Raw genomic sequence first — 16,314 nt, 5'->3', positions numbered from 1 at the left:
AAAAAACAAGGAAAAAATGATGAAAAAAATGATACTAATAGCAGGGCCTTGTGTGATAGAAAATGAAGAGCTTGTTTTTAAGGTTGCACAAGAGCTTGAATGCTTTTTAAAAGATGATAGAATTGATTTTTATTTTAAATCAAGTTTTGATAAAGCAAACAGAACTAGTATTAATAGTTTTAGAGGGCCAGGCATTGAAAAAGGCTTGGAAATTTTGCAAAAAGTGAAAGATAAATTTGGCATGCAAATTTTAACTGATATTCATGAGAGTTCTCAAGCAAGTATTGCGGTTGAGGTTGTAGATGTTTTACAAATTCCAGCCTTTTTATGCAGGCAAACTGATTTATTGGTGGCTGCTGCTAAAACAAAAGCTAAGGTAAATGTAAAAAAGGGGCAATTTTTAAACCCTGAAGACATTAAATACAGCGTAGCTAAAATTTTACAAACTAGAGGCATCAACGAAGAAGGTTTTGAAATAGCCAAAGAAAATGGGGTTTTTGTAGCTGAGAGAGGTTCGAGTTTTGGTTATGGAAATTTAGTTGTAGATATGAGAAGTTTGGTTATCATGAGAAAATATGCTCCGGTTATTTTTGATGCTACTCATAGTGTGCAAATGCCAGGAGCAAATGGTGGAAGTAGTGGAGGCAAAAGTGAATTTGTAGAGCCCTTAGCAAGAGCTGCTGCTAGTGTGGGTGTAGATGGATTTTTCTTTGAAACACACATTGATCCTTGTAAGGCTTTATGTGATGGACCAAATATGCTTGATCTTTCAAGACTTAAAAACTGCGTAAATACGCTTTTAAAAATTCAAGAAATCATTTAAAAAAGGAAAAATATGAAGATAATAGAGGGAAATTTAAGTTTAAAAGGTGATGAGAAAATTGCAATTATTAATGCAAGATTTAATCATATTATCACAGATCGTTTAGTTGAAGGTGCTAAAGATGCTTTTTTAAGACATGGGGGTAAAGAAGAAAATTTAAATCTTATTTTAGTACCCGGTGCTTTTGAAATTCCTTTTGCATTAAAACAAGCTATAGAGAGTAAAAAATTTGATGGAATTTGTTGTGTTGGAGCAGTAATTCGTGGAAGTACACCACATTTTGATTATGTTGCAGCTGAAACAACTAAAGGGATCGCAAGTGTAGGACTTGGGGCGAATGTGCCTGTAAGTTTTGGGGTTTTAACAACTGATACTTTAGAGCAAGCCATAGAAAGAGCAGGTAGTAAAGCAGGTAATAAAGGTTTTGAAGCTATGCTTACTGTGGTTGAAATGCTTAATTTAATCCAAAAAATTAAGGCTTAAAATGGCTACTAGACACCAAGTAAGACAAAGTATTGTTTCTTTGCTTTATGCAGCACAGCTAAATCAAGAAAATAAAGATTTTATTAATGAATTTTTAGATGAGAAAAAAATTCGCAATGACCAAAGAAAATTCACTCTAGATTTGTATAATGGAATTAATGAGCAACTTACTTTGCTTGATGAGAAAATTAATGAGTGTTTAAAAGAGCATAAGTTAGATGGAGTAGCTAGTATAGAAAAGGCTATTTTGCGTTTGGGTGCTTATGAGATTTTATTTACTTCTACACAAAAAGCGATTATTATTAATGAAGCCATAGAGCTTGCAAAAGAAATGGCAGGAGATAATGCTCCTAAATTTATCAACGGGGTGTTGGATAAAATCAACAAGGAAAAGCAATGAAACTTTGTGTGGCTTTTGATGTGGCAAGCTATGATGAATGTATAAATTTAGCCAAGGAATTAAAAGGTTTAGATCTTTGGGTTAAAATAGGGCTTAGATCGTATTTAAGAGATGGAGTAAAGCTTTTAGAAGCGATTAAAAAAGTGGATAATTTTAAAATATTTTTAGATTTAAAGCTTTATGATATACCAAATACTATGGCAGATGCTTGTGAAGAACTTGCTAAACTTGATGTGGATATGTTTAATATCCATGCAAGTGCAGGTAAAAGTGCTATGTGTATGATTATGGAGCGCTTAAATGCTTTAAGCAAAAGACCTTTAGTGCTTGCCGTATCTGCTTTAACTAGCTTTGATGAGCAAGAATTTTTTAGTGTGTATAAACAAGATATTAAACAAGCTGTTAAAGATTTTTCTAAAATTAGTTATGAAAGTGGTCTTGATGGTATGGTTTGCTCGGTATATGAAAGTTTGCTGATAAAAGAAAATACAAGTACAAAATTTATTACATTAACGCCTGGAATTCGTCCGTTTAAAGAAAATTCAGATGATCAAAAAAGAGTAGCTGATATAGAGTGTGCTAAGGATAATTTGTCAGATTTTATTGTGGTTGGAAGACCTATTTATAAAGCAAAAGAACCTAGAAAGATTTGCGAGGATATATTAGAGCATTTAAAATAAGCCTTAAGGCTTATTTTAAATAAACTTTCATTTTTTTATTTTTTAAAATAATTCCTTCATCATCGTTAATGATTTTAAATTCTCCATTAAAGTATCTTAGGAAATTGTCCTCAAATTTCATAGATTCTTGATCACAAAGCATTTTTGTTGAAGCAAGATTGTCTTCTATTTTTATGCTGCTTCCTTGATCTTTATAATTTCCAAAAAATCTATTACATCCTGCTGTTCCAAAAAGCCTTTTGTCTTTATTGTCAAAACTAATACTTGTTTTTGTATTTTGAGGAAGTTCGTAGCTTTTTCCATTTGCTTCATAAGAACTTATGGTAAATTCTTTATTTTGTAAATCATCAACACTTAAAGTTGCCACAGAACACCCACTAAAAACAGCTAAACTTGCTATGCTTAATGTGATTATTTTTTTCATTTTTATTCTCCTTATACATGAAAATGTTTTAATTCATCTTCTAAATTTTGACAAACTACATTTAACTCATGAGCAACATCAAGCAAAATTTTTGAAATTTCTTCATTTTTATCGCTTAATTTTACCGTTTCTTGCATTTTATCAAGTAAAGATTGTAAAGTTTCTTGTGTGCTTGAGATTTTTTGCATACAAGCATTTGCTAAGTCTCTTGCATTTTCATTGCAAACTTTTACTTCATTGGTTCCCTCTACTAGATCTTTTGCATCTTGGTTTAAAGAATTAATTTCTTTAGCATTGTGTTTTAGTTCTTTAGAAACTTCATTAATACTATCTACTAATTGCTTGGTGACAATAGCAATATTTTTTAAAAATTCTTCTGAACTTTGAGCAAGATTTCTTACATCTTCAGCAATAACTGAAAAACCACGACCAAATTCTCCAGCACGCGCAGCTTCAATACCTGCGTTTAATGATAAAAGATTGGTTTTATCAGCAATTTCTCCCATCATATCAGAAGCCTTTTTGATCTCTTCTGCTTGTTTTTCCATAACTTCAACTTTTTGAGATAAAACATCTTCATTTTCTGCAACAACTCTTACTTTATCCACTACCTGATTTAATGAATCAAGCATGGTGTTTAAAACTTCAAAAGATTTTGTATTGGCTTTATTTGCATTGTTTGAAAGCTCAGCAAGATCTTGCAACTCTGTATGAATTTGCTCACTTAAATGATAAGATTCATCAGTTTTTGTGTGACCTTCTTTTGTTCTATTTGCTAGATCAAGTGCATTGGTATTTAAAAGCTTAGATTGTTTATCTACCATTTGAGAATTTTCATTAGTAGAAATCACTGCATTTTGAATTTTTTCAATAAATTGGTTGATGTAGGTGCAAGCTTTGCCTATTTCATCAGTGCTTTTTATGTTGATTCTTGCGCGTAAATCTCCATCGCCGCTAGCTAATTCTTTAGCATGTTTTAAAAGATCTAAAACAGGATTACCCACAACTATTTTTAAAATATAAAGCACAGCAAAAACAGTAAAAAGTAAAGCTATGCTAAAGATTATAATATAAGTTCTAGCTGAGCTTGCCAAATCATCATCTACATGTTTTAAATCATTATACATATCCATAACACCCAAAACATCACCTTCTTTAGCATTAGCATGACAAGCTAAGCAACTTTCATTAGCGATTAATGGGCGTATAAGTCTTAGATAATGTCCTTGATTGTTATTGATTTCAACGGCTTGTATTTGCGGCTTGTTAAATTGTTCGTTGATGATACTTTCATCACTTTTTGTATATTTTTGCATTTCAAAAAGTTCAATTGTACTTTTTGAAGGATAAATTTTAATATCTTTTATGCCTTCAATTTCTCCAGCATCTTTTATAGCTTGTTCTATAATAGCAGGGTCACCTAAATTCATTGCCATTCTTAATGTTTGAAAAACAGAAGTGCTTAAGGTATCTAAATGTGCACGGCTGATTCTATCGGTCGTTTGCTGAGAATCTTTTTGTAAGATAATTTGCATGATAATAAAACTAATTAGCAATGTAGAAATCATTGCTAAAGATATCTTCGCACCTATGCTTTTAAACATTTGAAGCTCCTTGTATTAATGTAAAAAGTGTCTTACACCGCTAAAATATAATGCAATACCATATTCATTGGCAGCTTGGATGATATCCTCATCTCTTATGCTTCCACCTGGTTCGATAATGGCCTTTACACCTATTTTACTAGCCTCATCTATGCTATCTCTAAATGGAAAGAAAGCCTCGCTTGCTAAAACACAACCATTTAAATCAAGCCCCATTTCCTTGGCTTTATTAATAGCTGCTTTAGCTGCATCGATACGACTTGTCATACCCATACCAATGGCTACCATAGCTCCATTTTTTACATAAACTACGTTATTTGATTTGGTAAATGCAGCAATTTTCATAGCTATTTCAAGATCTTTTAATTCTTGTTCATTAGCTTTTCTTTCGCTTTTTAATACTGCATTTTTTAATTCATCTTCTCTAACTTCATCGCTATCTTGATATACAAAACCACCATCTATATGTTTAAAATCATATTTATCATAAGCTCTAGTTAAAAATGGCGCTTTTTGTGTAAAGATTTTAATACGTTTTTTATCTTTAAAAACTTCCAAAGCATCATCGTCTACATTTGCTGCAATGATTACTTCTATATAAATTTCATTGATTTTTTGCGCTAATTCTTTGTCTAAGGTTCCATTGATAGCTACAACTCCTCCATAAGCACTCAAGGTATCGCATTTAAGCGCATGGATATAGCTTTGGAGTAAGTTTTCTTTTATAGCAAAACCACAAGCATTTGCATGTTTTACAATGGCTACTGCTGGAGCTTTATCAAAAGCACTTGCTAAATTTAAAGCTGCGTTAATATCGGTTAGATTGTTAAAACTTGCCTCGCCTTTTAAGGTTGTAAAATTGTGTGTGAAAAAGTCATCAAATTCATATAAAGCACCTTTTTGATGAGGATTTTCTCCATATCTTGTGTCAAACACTTTTTGACCTACAATAAATTTTCTTGCTCCAAAACCACCATTAAAACGCTCGTTCATATAATTTGCTATATAAGCATCATAATTTGCTGTATGCTCATAAGCTTTGATCATCAAAGCTCTTCTAAAATCAAGATCTAAAGTATTATCTTTTAAAGCTTGTATGATTTTATCATAATCTAAAATATCACAAACTACAATGACATTTTTAAAGTTTTTTGCGCCACTGCGTATCATAGTAGGACCACCAATGTCGATATTTTCTACAATCTCATCAAAATCTTGGGTTAAAATTGTAGTTTTTTTGAAAGGATATAAATTCACACAAAGTAAGTCTATGCTTTCTATATTATGCTCTTTAGCTTGCTTTTGGTGGCTTTCATCTTCTCTTTTGTATAAAATTCCGCCATGAATTTTTGGGTGTAAGGTTTTTACACGTCCTTCAAACATTTCAGGACTTTGAGTAAAATCACTAACTTCTTGTACTTGCAGGTTGTTTTCTTTTAAAAGCTTATAAGTGCCTCCAGTAGATAAAAGCTCAAAACCTAATTTTGCAAGCTCACTAGCAAATTCTACTACTCCTTCTTTATCACTGACACTAATTAGTGCTTTCATTGATTTTTCCTTTCTATATATTGTTTTAAAAATTCATAAGATTCATTAACTTCTTGAAATTTTTTTACACCTTCTTTTATTTTTGCTTCATCGCTGTTGTTTGCGTTTAAAATATCAGGATGATATTTTTTAGCAAGTTCTCTATAGCGTTTTTTAAGCTCTTGTAAATTTACATTTTCGCTTACACCTAAGACCTCGCATGCTTTTTGCAAATTCATACCTACCTTTTGAGTTTGCATAGAATTTAGAAGTCTCTCAAGTATATTTACATCAAGATTAAATGCTTTGACAATGGCTTTTAATACATCATTTTTAGTGCTGTTAAGTTCTCCATCAATCAAGGCCATTGCGACCAAAACATTTAATATATTAATTCTTTCTTGTTGAGGTAAAGGTACTTCCTTGATGAGTTCTTTGGCTACTTCATAGGTGTCATTTAAGGTGTTTTTGTGTTCATTAAAACTTTGTTTTAAAAATTCTCTTTCTCTTGAATCTTTGGCATTGTAATCAAGAATTTGTGAGATCATATTAGCTTCATTTTCACTAACTCTGCCATCACTTTTTGCTATTTTTGCTAAAAGTGCTATAACATAGTAGTTTAATCTTCTTTTAAATCCATCAATTCTTTCTTCGTGATAGCCTTGTTTAAAACCTTGAGAGAAACTTTTAGCTCCTTTTTTAAAAGAGCCTAAAAGATCATCTTTACCCCATGTTTTATAATACCAATAAAATGCCAAAATTGCCAATACGAGTAAAACAAAAAGCATTTTTATCCTAAATACTCATTAAATTTATCAAAATAAATTGTTTGTAGTTTTGCTAAAGATATCTTAATATCATCTAAAATGAAATCTTTTTCAGTTAAATTTCCAAGTTTTGTAAATTTAATTCCCATTTCATTTGCAAATTTGATAAATTTTTCTTCATTTTTAACACCAACTATAACTCTTGTTGGACTTTCTTCGAAAATAAAACTCTTATCTTCAAAATTAGTTTTTATTTCAATACCTAAATTTGCCTTTGCACTCATTTTAGCTAAGGTAATAGCAAGACCACCTATACCTATGCTATTAGCACAATCAAGTAATTTTGCTTCGTTTGCTTTTAATAGGAAATCCCATAGTTTTAATTCTGCGTTAAAATCTATATCTTCAAGCTCTCCTGCTACTTTTTGATCTAGCACTTTAGCAATTAAAGATCCACCAAAACTACCTTTGCTTTCTCCAAGTAGATAAATAGCACTAGTGTCTTTACTAAAATATGATTTTAAAACATTTTCTGCTTTTTCATTTACTCCAACACAAGCTATGGTTGGACTTGGAAAAATACTTACTCCATCGGTTTCATTATATAAAGAAACATTTCCGCTTACTACAGGTGTATTGAGTTCTTTACAAGCGAGTTTAATACCTTCACAACCTTGGGCAAATTGCCACATTACTTCAGGGTTTTGTGGGTTACCATAATTTAAACAATCGCTAATTGCTAAAGGTCTAGCTCCTGAGCATGCTATTTTTCTTCCTGCACTTGCAACAGCTGCTGCTGCGCCGATTTTTGGATTTACATAGTTTAATCTTGAGTTACACTCAATGGCCATAGAAAGTAAGCAATTGTTTTCTTTGATTCTAATGCTATTGGCTCCTAAAGTTCCATTGCTTTTTAAAGTATTAGTTTGTACGCTTGAGTCAAATTGCTCATAAATATAAGCTTTATTGCTAACATTTTCATCTGCAAGGAGTTTTTCAAATGCTTCTTGGGTAGGAATGTTGAGCTTAAATTGATAGTTTTTTATCTCATCTAGGTATTTTGGTTTAGCCACAGGTCTATCAAGTATAGGTGCTTTTTCGCTTAGTGGTTCAATAGGGATTAAGCCAACTAATTCATCGTGCCAAAATAGTTCCATTTTGCCAGTATCGGTAACTTCGCCTATAATAGCTGCATCAAGCCCCCATTTGTTAAAAATTTCAATAACTTTTTCTTCATAGCCTTTTTTAGCACAAATTAGCATTCTCTCTTGAGATTCACTTAGCATTAACTCATAAGGAGTCATACCTTCTTCTCTCATAGGAGTTTTGTCAAGATAAAGTTTCATACCGCTACCACTGCGTCCTGCCATTTCAAAAGAGCTTGAAGTAAGTCCTGCTGCACCCATATCTTGAATTCCAACTATATAATCAGTTTTGAAAAGTTCTAAACAAGCCTCCATTAGCAATTTTTCAGCAAATGGATCGCCAATTTGCACGGTTGGTCTTAAGCTTTTACTAGATTCATTAAAGCTATCACTTGCCATTACAGCTCCACCAAGCCCGTCGCGACCAGTTTTTGAACCCACATAAATTACAGGATTTCCTATACCTTCAGCTTTTGCATAAAAGATATCTTCGATTTTGCAAGTTCCAAGTGCAAAAGCATTAACTAAAATATTTCCATTAAAACATTCATCAAAAGCACATTCTCCACCAATAGTAGGCACACCCATGCAATTACCATAGTGTGAAATTCCACTTACTACACCTTTAACTAAATATTTTTGATGTTTGCCTATTTTTTCATCGTGGATGTTGCCAAATTTTAAAGAATTCATACCTGCAACAACTCTTGCGCCCATGGTAAAAACATCACGTAAAATTCCGCCCACACCTGTTGCTGCACCTGCAAATGGCTCTATAAAGCTTGGGTGATTGTGACTTTCTACTTTAAATACAGCTGCCATTCCTTTGCCTATATCTATCACCCCAGCGTTTTCACCAGGACCTTGGATTACCCAAGGAGCCTTGGTTGGAAAGCCATTAAGGTATTTTTTGCTTGATTTATATGAGCAATGCTCGCTCCACATAGCAGAAATTACTCCAAGCTCTAGTAAATTAGGCTTTCTGCCTAGTATATTTAAAATTTCTTGATATTCTTCGTCACTAATTTTGTGTTGTTTTATAATTTCTTTATCCATTTTCTCTCCTTTTTATTTACCTAAACAAAAATTACTAAACATAGCATCTAAAATTTCATCTCTTTCAAAATCTTTTGTAAATTGGGCTATCTCTCCTATGGCTAAATTTAGTTCAAAAGCAAAAAGTTCTAAAGAACTTTCTTTTAATAAATCCCTTGCGCGCAAAATAGCTTCGCTAGCATTCTTGCAAGCATTGAGTATCAAGGTATTGCTAATTAGCATTCCATCGCCATCTAAAGTATTTAAGTATTCATTTAAATTTTCCTTAATGGCTTGGGTGTTTTCTTGAGCACAAATGCGTATACAAGAAGTACTAATTTCATGTTCAAATTTGGTGGTTAGATCGCTTTTGTTTAAAACATAAATGATTTTTTTATCACAATTTTTTAAAGCTTGTAAAATACGCTCATCTTCTTCTTCAAATTCTTTAGATCCATCAAAAACAGCTATGATAATATCTGCTTCTTTAATGCTTTCATAGCTTAAATTAACCCCGATTTTTTCTATCTCATCATCTGCATTTCTTATACCTGCTGTGTCGATGATTTTGATTAAATGTGAGCCTATTTTCAAGCTTTCCTCGATACGATCTCTTGTAGTACCTGCAATATTAGAAACAATAGCTCTATCAAAAGCTAAAAGTGAATTTAATAATGAGCTTTTTCCTGCATTTGGCTTACCGATAATAGCAACTTTAAAGCCTTCTATAAGTCCTTTTTTACTTAAAGAAATATCTACTATATCACGTAAAAGTTTTGAATTTTTTTCACACATGGTAATGATTTGATCAAGTAAATCTTGTGGTAAATCATCATCTGCATAATCAATGCTAGTTTCTACAAAAGCAAGGGTTTGAACAAGATCCATTCTAATGGTATTTAAAAATTTACTTAAATCACCTTTAATGTTTTTTGCTATGATATTTGCAGCACTTGTTGATTTTGACATGATGACATCTTGTATACTTAAAGCTTTTAAAAGATCCATTTTGCCATTTAAACAAGCTCTTTTGCTAAATTCTCCAGGGCTAGCAAGACGCGCTCCTGCTAAAATAAGCTCATCAAGTAAAATTTCACTCAAAGAAAAACCCCCATGAAGTTGAAATTCTACTATATCTTCTCCTGTAAAAGAGTAGGGTGCTTTAAAATAAATCACTAAAGCTTCATCTAAGAAGTCATTGTTGTTTTTATAAAGTTTGCACAAGTGTGCATAGCGGGGCGTTAATTCTTTTTTGTGGGTAATTTTCAATGCAAGCTCTAAAGCTTTCTCCCCACTTACTCTAATGATACTTATAGAGCCCACTCCATGAGCTGTGGCTATAGCAGCTATAGTGTCATTCATTCATTTTTCTTCAAAAAATCATTTACAACGATGTATCTTTGATCGTCATTTTGTTTAATAGCTACATATTTATCAGGAAAACGTTCTCTTAATTTTTCTAATGCAAGTTTTAGCCAAATTCCATCTAAAGGCTTTGTTTGGACTCTTCCTGTACTCTCTACTTTTTCTATAAGAATTTTTAAATAATTTTCTATAGCTTGGGTTTGATTTTCTAAAAATTGAGCGATTTCTAGTCTTGGCTGAATTTTATATTTAGCGCTAAGCCAGTTATAAAGTAAATATGAAAAAGCCTTATATCTATGGGCTTCTTTGCCTATAAGTAAAGCTGCATCTTCTCCATCAAGTTTTATCAATACACAATTTTCGTCCCAAACACTAACTTGTACAACCTTGATATCAAAATCAAAAGTTGCCAGTAAATTTTCTAGTGAAATTTTTATCTCATCAATATAAGAAGCGATATTTTTTTCTTCTGGTGATTCTTTATGAAATGAATCAAAAATAGCATCATTTTTTACTTTATAATGTTCTTTAGTTGGAGCATTGGCTTCAAGTGGTTTTTGAAAACTTTCTCTGTGTTCTTTGTAGTGTTCATTTTTTTCAAGATTTTTTTGTGAATGTTTGCTAAAATTCTCGTTTTGATTTTTTTTAGCTTTTTCTTGATGAGGTTTTTTGGTTTTTTTGTGTCCTTTAATACAAATAATAGCATTTTTTCTAAATAAACCAAAAAATCCTGCTTTAGCATGTTGAATAACTTCATATTCTAGATCAATCACAGAGCACTCAAGTTGTTTTGAGGCTTCTATGAGTGCAGTTTGTAAGTCTTTAGCTTCTATGTTCATGTTTAGCTATTTCCTCTTTTTTGTGGTTTTTGAAAAGTTTATTTACAATCACTTGTTGAATAAGTGAGCATATATTATTTACACACCAATATAAAGTTAAACCTGCTGGGAAGGTTAAGAAGAAGAAAGTGAAAATTAATGGTAAAAATTTCATAATCTTTTCTTGCATAGGATCTTGTATAGCCATTGGTGTGATAAGTTGTTGGATAAACATAGTTAGACCCATAAATATAGGTAAGATAAACCATGGATCCATCACAGATAAATCTGTAATCCAAAAAGCCCATGGTGCAGCTTTTAGCTCTATAGCATTTAGTAAAACTCTATAAATTGCAAAGAAAATTGGAATTTGAATAAGTATAGGCAAACATCCACTCATAGGATTTGCGCCATGTTTTTTATAAAGTTCCATCATGTGCAAATTCATCTTTTGCGGATCGCCTTTATAACGTTCTCTGATTTCTTTCATTTTAGGCGCTAAATCTTTGAGTTTATTCATAGAAATCATTGATTTGTAAGTAAGTGGGAAAAGAATAATACGCACAATTAAAGTCATCACTACAATAGCCCAACCCCAGTTGCCCATGTAGCCATGTAAGAAATTTAAAAATTCAAACATAGGCTTAGCTATAAAAGTAAACCAACCATATTCCACAACATCATCTAAATCCGCATGAATGCTTCTTAAAATTTCATGCTCTTTTGAGCCAACATAACCGCTTGCCTTAAAAGTATTTGTCGCACTTGCAAAAACGATAGAATTTTCGTGATTATCTTTAGTAACTACAGCATTGAGTGGTTTTTCAAAATTATAAAAAAAAGCACTATAATAGCGATCTGAAGCCGCCATAAGGGTTACATTAGAAAAACTTTCATCATTTTCTACATCGCCATCTTCTAACATTGTGATTTTATCATCTTTGTCTAAGATTAAAACCCCATGTACTGTATAGCTATCAACTGCTATATTTGGACGATAACCTGGTGTGATAAAATAAGCTGCGTCTTTGCTTAGATTAACCTCTAAATCATAGTTTCCATATTTATGGAAAGTGATTTTTTTAGTTACTACTAAACCATTTAAATTTTGAGTAAGGATCAAGGTTGTGTTTTCATCGCTGACATTGATAGTTTTTTGACTTGTGGTATATGGTGTATTAAATGCCTCTTGATTGATTTTTGCATCACTAAATCTTATTTCTAATGGTAAAGGTGATAAAGAAGTATCTATTAGATTAATACTTTTGCCATTTTCATCTTTGTATTTTTCATCACTTAGATAAAATTTAGCTATCCTACCTAAAGAGTCAATATGTGCTTCAAAATGTTCACTTTTAACAACTGCTATTTCTTCTTTTTGATTAACGCTAAGTTCTGTTTTTGGAGCTTGAGAGTTAGTACTTGTAGTGCTTTGTGGAGCTGAGTTGTTTTGTTCTATTTGAGTGATATTTTGCTCAGTTTGTGGAGCTTTGGGTATAAAAAAATAATCATAAACTACAAAAAATAAAAATGATAATACAACAGCAATTAATATGCGTTTTTGTTGAGATAAATTTTCTGACACGGATTGTCCTTTGGAAATATAATCTTAATTAAAAAAAATTGATTATCGTTGCAAGGGATATAAAGATAATTGAGTTGTTTTAAAGCATTAAAACTAGGTTTAAAACATATACCTGAGTTTAGATTATTCTTGCGTATTTTAGGATAATCAATACCACCTTTAAAAAACGGATTGCATTTTAAAATTCTTAAAAAAACTGCACCAAATGCTTTAAAAATATTATTTTTTTTAAATTGCCATAAGGCATACTCAGAGCAACTTGGGTAATACCTACAGCATTGTGGTTTAAAAGGACTGATAAAGAGTTGATAAAATCTGATAAATTTTAGACAAACTATTTTATGCATCCTATTTTTTTCAAACCCCATTTCAAGTTTTTTTCTAATTTTAAAAAAGGAATTTCAGTGATACTCGTTTTGGCTACAAGTATGTATTTTCCGTTTTCAACTTGATTTTTAACCTGAAAAAAAGCTGATCTTAAGAGCCTTTTGGCTCTATTTCTTATAACAGCTTTTCCAACTTTTTTACTAGCAACAACGGCGAATTTTTTTTCTTCACTTAAAGAGTAAAAGATGATCATGCCTTCGCAATGCCATTTTTTACCTTCTTTATAAATTGCTGCAAACTCTCCTAAGTCGTTAATACTTAGAAAATCTTTTATACCGCTAATCTTTTTCTACCTTTAGCACGTCTAGCATTGATCACTTTGCGACCATTTTTGCTCTTCATACGTACACGAAAGCCGTGAGTTCTTTTTTTAGGAGTTTTATGTGGTTGGTATGTTCTTTTCATATTTTTTCCTTAACTTAAAATAAAAAACAAAATAATAAGCGAGTATGTTAGCAAAATCTTACTTAAATCTGCTTTTAATTAAGAGTTATTTTAAAACTTTTTGCTAAATTTTGATTTTATTTTGTAAACTAAGGAAAAATAATGGCTTTTGAAATTTGTGAGAGTAAAAAAGAAGATTTGGAAAAAATTTTAGAATTACTCAAAGAACTTGCTATTCATGAAAATATGCTTAAAGATGTAAAATGCACAAGCAAAGAACTTGAAGAATCATTTTTTAAACATGAATACGCTAAGGCTTTGAGTTTAAAGGTTGATGGTGAGATAATAGGCTATGTGATGTATTATTTTACTTTTTCATCTTTTTGGGGTTTGGGTGGATTATACCTAGAAGATATTTACATACAGCCAAAATATAGAAAAAAAGGTTATGCTAGAGCTGTTTTTAAATATTTAGCACAAATTTGTAAAGAAAAAAATCTTAAACGCTTAGAGTGGGTTTGTTTAAATGATAATGATTTGGGGATTGAATTTTATACCAAGTTAAATGCAAGACATATGAGCGAGTGGAGAACTTATCGTTTAGAGGGTGAAAATTTAGAAGCATTGATGTGATGAATAAACGCAGTTTGTATTATCTAAAAGCTTTTGGTTATGAATACTTTGATGAACAAAAGCAAATTAGACATTTTAACTTAAGTTTTAAAGAATTAAACGAAAGAGTAAAAACTTGCAATCTTTGTCATTTTTCTAAATTAAGAAAGTATAGTTTAATAGAAAAAGAAGCCAAAAATGCTAAAATTCTGATTTATCAAGCTTTTATTGATAAAGAAGAAAACGAAAGTGGAAAGTTTTTTGCTTCTAAGAATAAACAAGAGTTTTTAAGATTATGTAAAGAGCTTTTAAATTTAAAAGAAGATGAGATATATTTTTCTTATATGTTTAAATGTTTTAGTAATTTTAAAATAGATGATCAAGCACTAAAATTATGCTTGCCGTATTTTTACAACGAGCTTGATTTTGTAAAAGCAAAGATTATTTTATGTCTTGGTCAAGAAGCTTTTGTAAGTTTGGGTTTTGAGAACTTTCAAAAATACAAAGGGCAATGTATGCGTTTTAATAATGCTTTGCTTTTGCCAAGTTATGATTTGAATTTTTTGAGTAAAAATCCTAGCTTTTATGCTGAATTTATAGAAGATATTAAAAAAATAAAAGGTTATTTATGAGAAAAAGTTTAGTTTGTTTGATGATGAGTTTTGTTTTAACTTTAAGTGCTTTTGCGAAAGAGCAAAAACCATCGCCCATAGAACCTAGTGAGTCTTTTTATCCTAATTTAGAATTTCAAAATTGTGATAATGATTGTTTATTTACTTTGTTAGAAACAGGACTTTATTTTAATTTCTTATCAAGATTTAACAATGATAATGCAAATGAACTTTTGGTTAATATTTATACTAAACTTTTAAATTCCATCATAGATTTTGAAAAAAGAATTCAAAAAAATGCTAGTGTAAAATTAGCTATTATTATACCTGAGCAAACGATTAAAAGCTATTCTAACACTATTATAAATTCAAGCATAGCGTATTTATTAAGACAAAGAGCGCAAATAAAAGTAAAGGTGTTTTTAATAGGCACAGAAGATGAGAACAAGATAACTAAAGCTTTTAAACAAGCTCAAGAAGAAAAATTTAATTATATTATCGCAGGTTTTACAGATAAAGGTGTGAAAAATTTATTAAAAGAAAGCCTTGATTCTAATGTAAAAGTTTTCATACCTACTGCACATAAAAGAAATTTTGATACGCAAAATGAAAATGTGTATTTTGGAAGTATAGACTATCAAAAACAAATTCAAAAACTTTTAGAATATTCCAATGGTAAAAATATTATTTTTTCAGATGGAACACCTTTGGCAAATCGCTTAGATGAGAATGTTTTAAACATAGGTAATGGTAGCGAGAAAATTTATACTATTAATAGTTCTAAATTTGATTTTAGAAGTATTTTAAATCAAAATAGAAGTTTTCAAGATTCTAGTATTATTTTAAATACTTCTTTGATTAAAACAGCACTCATAAGCTCGCAAATAAGAACTTATGATATAGAGCCTTTTGTGTTGTTATCAACTCAGATTAATTATAATCCTATTTTGTTAAGTTTAACACAAATTAACGATAGAAAAAAACTTTTACTAGCAAATTCCATTTCTAATGAGGATCAAACTCTAAGCTATCTTAATGAGCTTTTTTCGCAAAATATTAATTACAACTGGATAGCGTATGCATCTAGCGTGGGGCTTGATTATTTTTATACGCAGTTTTTAGATAAAGACTCTCAAAGAATTTTCGATGAGAGTTTAAATGATAATCAATTTGACTATAAGGTTAAAATCATTCGCTCGCAAGGCTTAGGTTTTACTCCTTTGCAAAATCAGTAAAAATCTTAGCTATAACCTCATCTATAGGGGCTACTTTTTCATTTTTTAAAAAAGCTAGGGTAAAATCAGCCTCAAAAAGCTTGGTGCTATCTTTGTAAATCTCTTGTTTTATACAAACTGAAGCTTTTTTAAGCTTTGCGATAAATGTTTTTACTTCTATAAGATCTCCAAGTTTAGCGGGTTTTAAAAAGTTACAATTTGCTTTAGTAAGTAGGAAATGTCCTGTATTTTTATCAAAAATTTTCGCGTTTTTTTGAAAAAATATCTCACTTCTTGCTCTTTCGCAAAATTTTAAGTAATTGCTATGATATACCACTCCACCTGCATCGGTATCTTCATAATAAATTCGTATTTGCATTTAAAAATCCTTTTTTGTTTTTTATAATACATTATATTTAAAGTAAATTGAATATCAAATATGAATTTTAA

At 30.8% G+C, this 16,314-nt stretch carries 19 protein-coding genes; 7 read left to right on the top strand and 12 right to left on the bottom strand.

Translation table 11 applies throughout. The features are described 5' to 3' along the window. Positions 1 to 19 precede the first annotated feature (19 nt). From kdsA to pyrF, 4 genes are read left to right on the top strand one after another with little or no spacing between them, the layout of a single operon-like run. Positions 20 to 823, top strand: a complete 804-nt coding sequence (kdsA, locus tag L8X36_RS06100; RefSeq protein ID WP_263683050.1) for a 3-deoxy-8-phosphooctulonate synthase — start codon at positions 20 to 22, stop codon at positions 821 to 823. Positions 824 to 835: 12 nt separating this feature from the next. Beyond that, on the top strand, positions 836 to 1,306 hold the full coding sequence (ribE, locus tag L8X36_RS06095) for a 6,7-dimethyl-8-ribityllumazine synthase (RefSeq protein ID WP_043019540.1): 471 nt from the start codon (positions 836 to 838) through the stop codon (positions 1,304 to 1,306). A gap of 1 nt (position 1,307) precedes the next feature. After that, complete coding sequence (nusB, locus tag L8X36_RS06090; RefSeq protein WP_263659333.1) at positions 1,308 to 1,706, top strand: transcription antitermination factor NusB; 399 nt, start codon at positions 1,308 to 1,310, stop codon at positions 1,704 to 1,706. Continuing rightward, a complete protein-coding gene (gene pyrF / locus L8X36_RS06085; RefSeq protein ID WP_263668565.1) occupies positions 1,703 to 2,386 on the top strand; it encodes an orotidine-5'-phosphate decarboxylase in 684 nt (227 codons plus the stop codon). The genes nusB and pyrF overlap by 4 nt, the downstream gene beginning before the upstream one ends. Before the next feature lie 10 nt (positions 2,387 to 2,396). Here the strand turns inward: pyrF and L8X36_RS06080 are convergent, their stop codons facing one another. The 11 genes from L8X36_RS06080 to rpmH are packed head-to-tail and all read right to left on the bottom strand — an operon-like array spanning position 2,397 to position 13,448. After that, on the bottom strand, positions 2,397 to 2,810 hold the full coding sequence (locus L8X36_RS06080) for an META domain-containing protein (protein WP_263683047.1): 414 nt from the start codon (positions 2,808 to 2,810) through the stop codon (positions 2,397 to 2,399). 11 nt (positions 2,811 to 2,821) lie between these two features. Continuing rightward, on the bottom strand, positions 2,822 to 4,414 hold the full coding sequence (locus tag L8X36_RS06075; protein WP_263683045.1) for a methyl-accepting chemotaxis protein: 1,593 nt from the start codon (positions 4,412 to 4,414) through the stop codon (positions 2,822 to 2,824). Positions 4,415 to 4,429: 15 nt separating this feature from the next. Continuing rightward, positions 4,430 to 5,962: a bifunctional phosphoribosylaminoimidazolecarboxamide formyltransferase/IMP cyclohydrolase gene (purH, locus tag L8X36_RS06070; protein ID WP_263683044.1), complete on the bottom strand. Its 1,533-nt coding sequence runs from the start codon at positions 5,960 to 5,962 to the stop codon at positions 4,430 to 4,432. Further along, a complete protein-coding gene (locus L8X36_RS06065) occupies positions 5,959 to 6,729 on the bottom strand; it encodes a TerB family tellurite resistance protein (RefSeq protein ID WP_263678860.1) in 771 nt (256 codons plus the stop codon). The genes purH and L8X36_RS06065 overlap by 4 nt, the downstream gene beginning before the upstream one ends. Before the next feature lie 2 nt (positions 6,730 to 6,731). After that, positions 6,732 to 8,909 (bottom strand): phosphoribosylformylglycinamidine synthase subunit PurL, encoded by a 2,178-nt coding sequence (gene purL / locus L8X36_RS06060; RefSeq protein WP_263683042.1) that lies wholly within the window; start codon positions 8,907 to 8,909, stop codon positions 6,732 to 6,734. A gap of 12 nt (positions 8,910 to 8,921) precedes the next feature. Then, positions 8,922 to 10,250 (bottom strand): tRNA uridine-5-carboxymethylaminomethyl(34) synthesis GTPase MnmE, encoded by a 1,329-nt coding sequence (gene mnmE / locus L8X36_RS06055; RefSeq protein WP_263683040.1) that lies wholly within the window; start codon positions 10,248 to 10,250, stop codon positions 8,922 to 8,924. After that, entirely contained in the window at positions 10,247 to 11,092 is an 846-nt protein-coding gene (locus L8X36_RS06050; protein ID WP_263683038.1) for a Jag N-terminal domain-containing protein, read from the bottom strand. Before L8X36_RS06050 ends, mnmE begins: the two co-directional genes overlap by 4 nt. Continuing rightward, complete coding sequence (yidC, locus tag L8X36_RS06045; protein WP_263683036.1) at positions 11,076 to 12,656, bottom strand: membrane protein insertase YidC; 1,581 nt, start codon at positions 12,654 to 12,656, stop codon at positions 11,076 to 11,078. The genes L8X36_RS06050 and yidC overlap by 17 nt, the downstream gene beginning before the upstream one ends. Continuing rightward, positions 12,620 to 13,003 (bottom strand): membrane protein insertion efficiency factor YidD, encoded by a 384-nt coding sequence (gene yidD / locus L8X36_RS06040; protein ID WP_263664027.1) that lies wholly within the window; start codon positions 13,001 to 13,003, stop codon positions 12,620 to 12,622. The genes yidC and yidD overlap by 37 nt, the downstream gene beginning before the upstream one ends. Continuing rightward, the gene (gene rnpA / locus L8X36_RS06035; RefSeq protein ID WP_263664026.1) at positions 12,991 to 13,317 is read right to left on the bottom strand and encodes a ribonuclease P protein component; all 327 of its coding nucleotides are present in this window, start codon (positions 13,315 to 13,317) and stop codon (positions 12,991 to 12,993) included. The genes yidD and rnpA overlap by 13 nt, the downstream gene beginning before the upstream one ends. Then, the gene (rpmH, locus tag L8X36_RS06030) at positions 13,314 to 13,448 is read right to left on the bottom strand and encodes a 50S ribosomal protein L34 (RefSeq protein WP_012661270.1); all 135 of its coding nucleotides are present in this window, start codon (positions 13,446 to 13,448) and stop codon (positions 13,314 to 13,316) included. Before rpmH ends, rnpA begins: the two co-directional genes overlap by 4 nt. A gap of 138 nt (positions 13,449 to 13,586) precedes the next feature. Here rpmH and L8X36_RS06025 point away from each other — a divergent pair, with 138 nt between their 5' ends. From L8X36_RS06025 to L8X36_RS06015, 3 genes are read left to right on the top strand one after another with little or no spacing between them, the layout of a single operon-like run. Beyond that, the gene (locus L8X36_RS06025) at positions 13,587 to 14,060 is read left to right on the top strand and encodes a GNAT family N-acetyltransferase (protein WP_263683073.1); all 474 of its coding nucleotides are present in this window, start codon (positions 13,587 to 13,589) and stop codon (positions 14,058 to 14,060) included. Further along, on the top strand, positions 14,060 to 14,671 hold the full coding sequence (locus tag L8X36_RS06020) for a uracil-DNA glycosylase family protein (protein WP_263663998.1): 612 nt from the start codon (positions 14,060 to 14,062) through the stop codon (positions 14,669 to 14,671). Before L8X36_RS06025 ends, L8X36_RS06020 begins: the two co-directional genes overlap by 1 nt. Continuing rightward, a complete protein-coding gene (locus tag L8X36_RS06015) occupies positions 14,668 to 15,885 on the top strand; it encodes a hypothetical protein (RefSeq protein WP_263683034.1) in 1,218 nt (405 codons plus the stop codon). The genes L8X36_RS06020 and L8X36_RS06015 overlap by 4 nt, the downstream gene beginning before the upstream one ends. Here L8X36_RS06015 and L8X36_RS06010 read toward each other — a convergent pair. Next, on the bottom strand, positions 15,863 to 16,243 hold the full coding sequence (locus L8X36_RS06010; RefSeq protein ID WP_263683033.1) for a YbgC/FadM family acyl-CoA thioesterase: 381 nt from the start codon (positions 16,241 to 16,243) through the stop codon (positions 15,863 to 15,865). The two genes, L8X36_RS06015 and L8X36_RS06010, sit on opposite strands and share 23 nt — an antisense overlap. Positions 16,244 to 16,314: the final 71 nt, after the last annotated feature.

It is taken from the genome of Campylobacter sp. CNRCH_2014_0184h, assembly GCF_025772985.1.
In the GTDB taxonomy this organism is placed as follows: domain Bacteria; phylum Campylobacterota; class Campylobacteria; order Campylobacterales; family Campylobacteraceae; genus Campylobacter_D.
The sequence above is the reverse complement of the archived record's forward strand: the minus strand, read 5'-3'. Positions and strand labels throughout refer to the sequence as shown.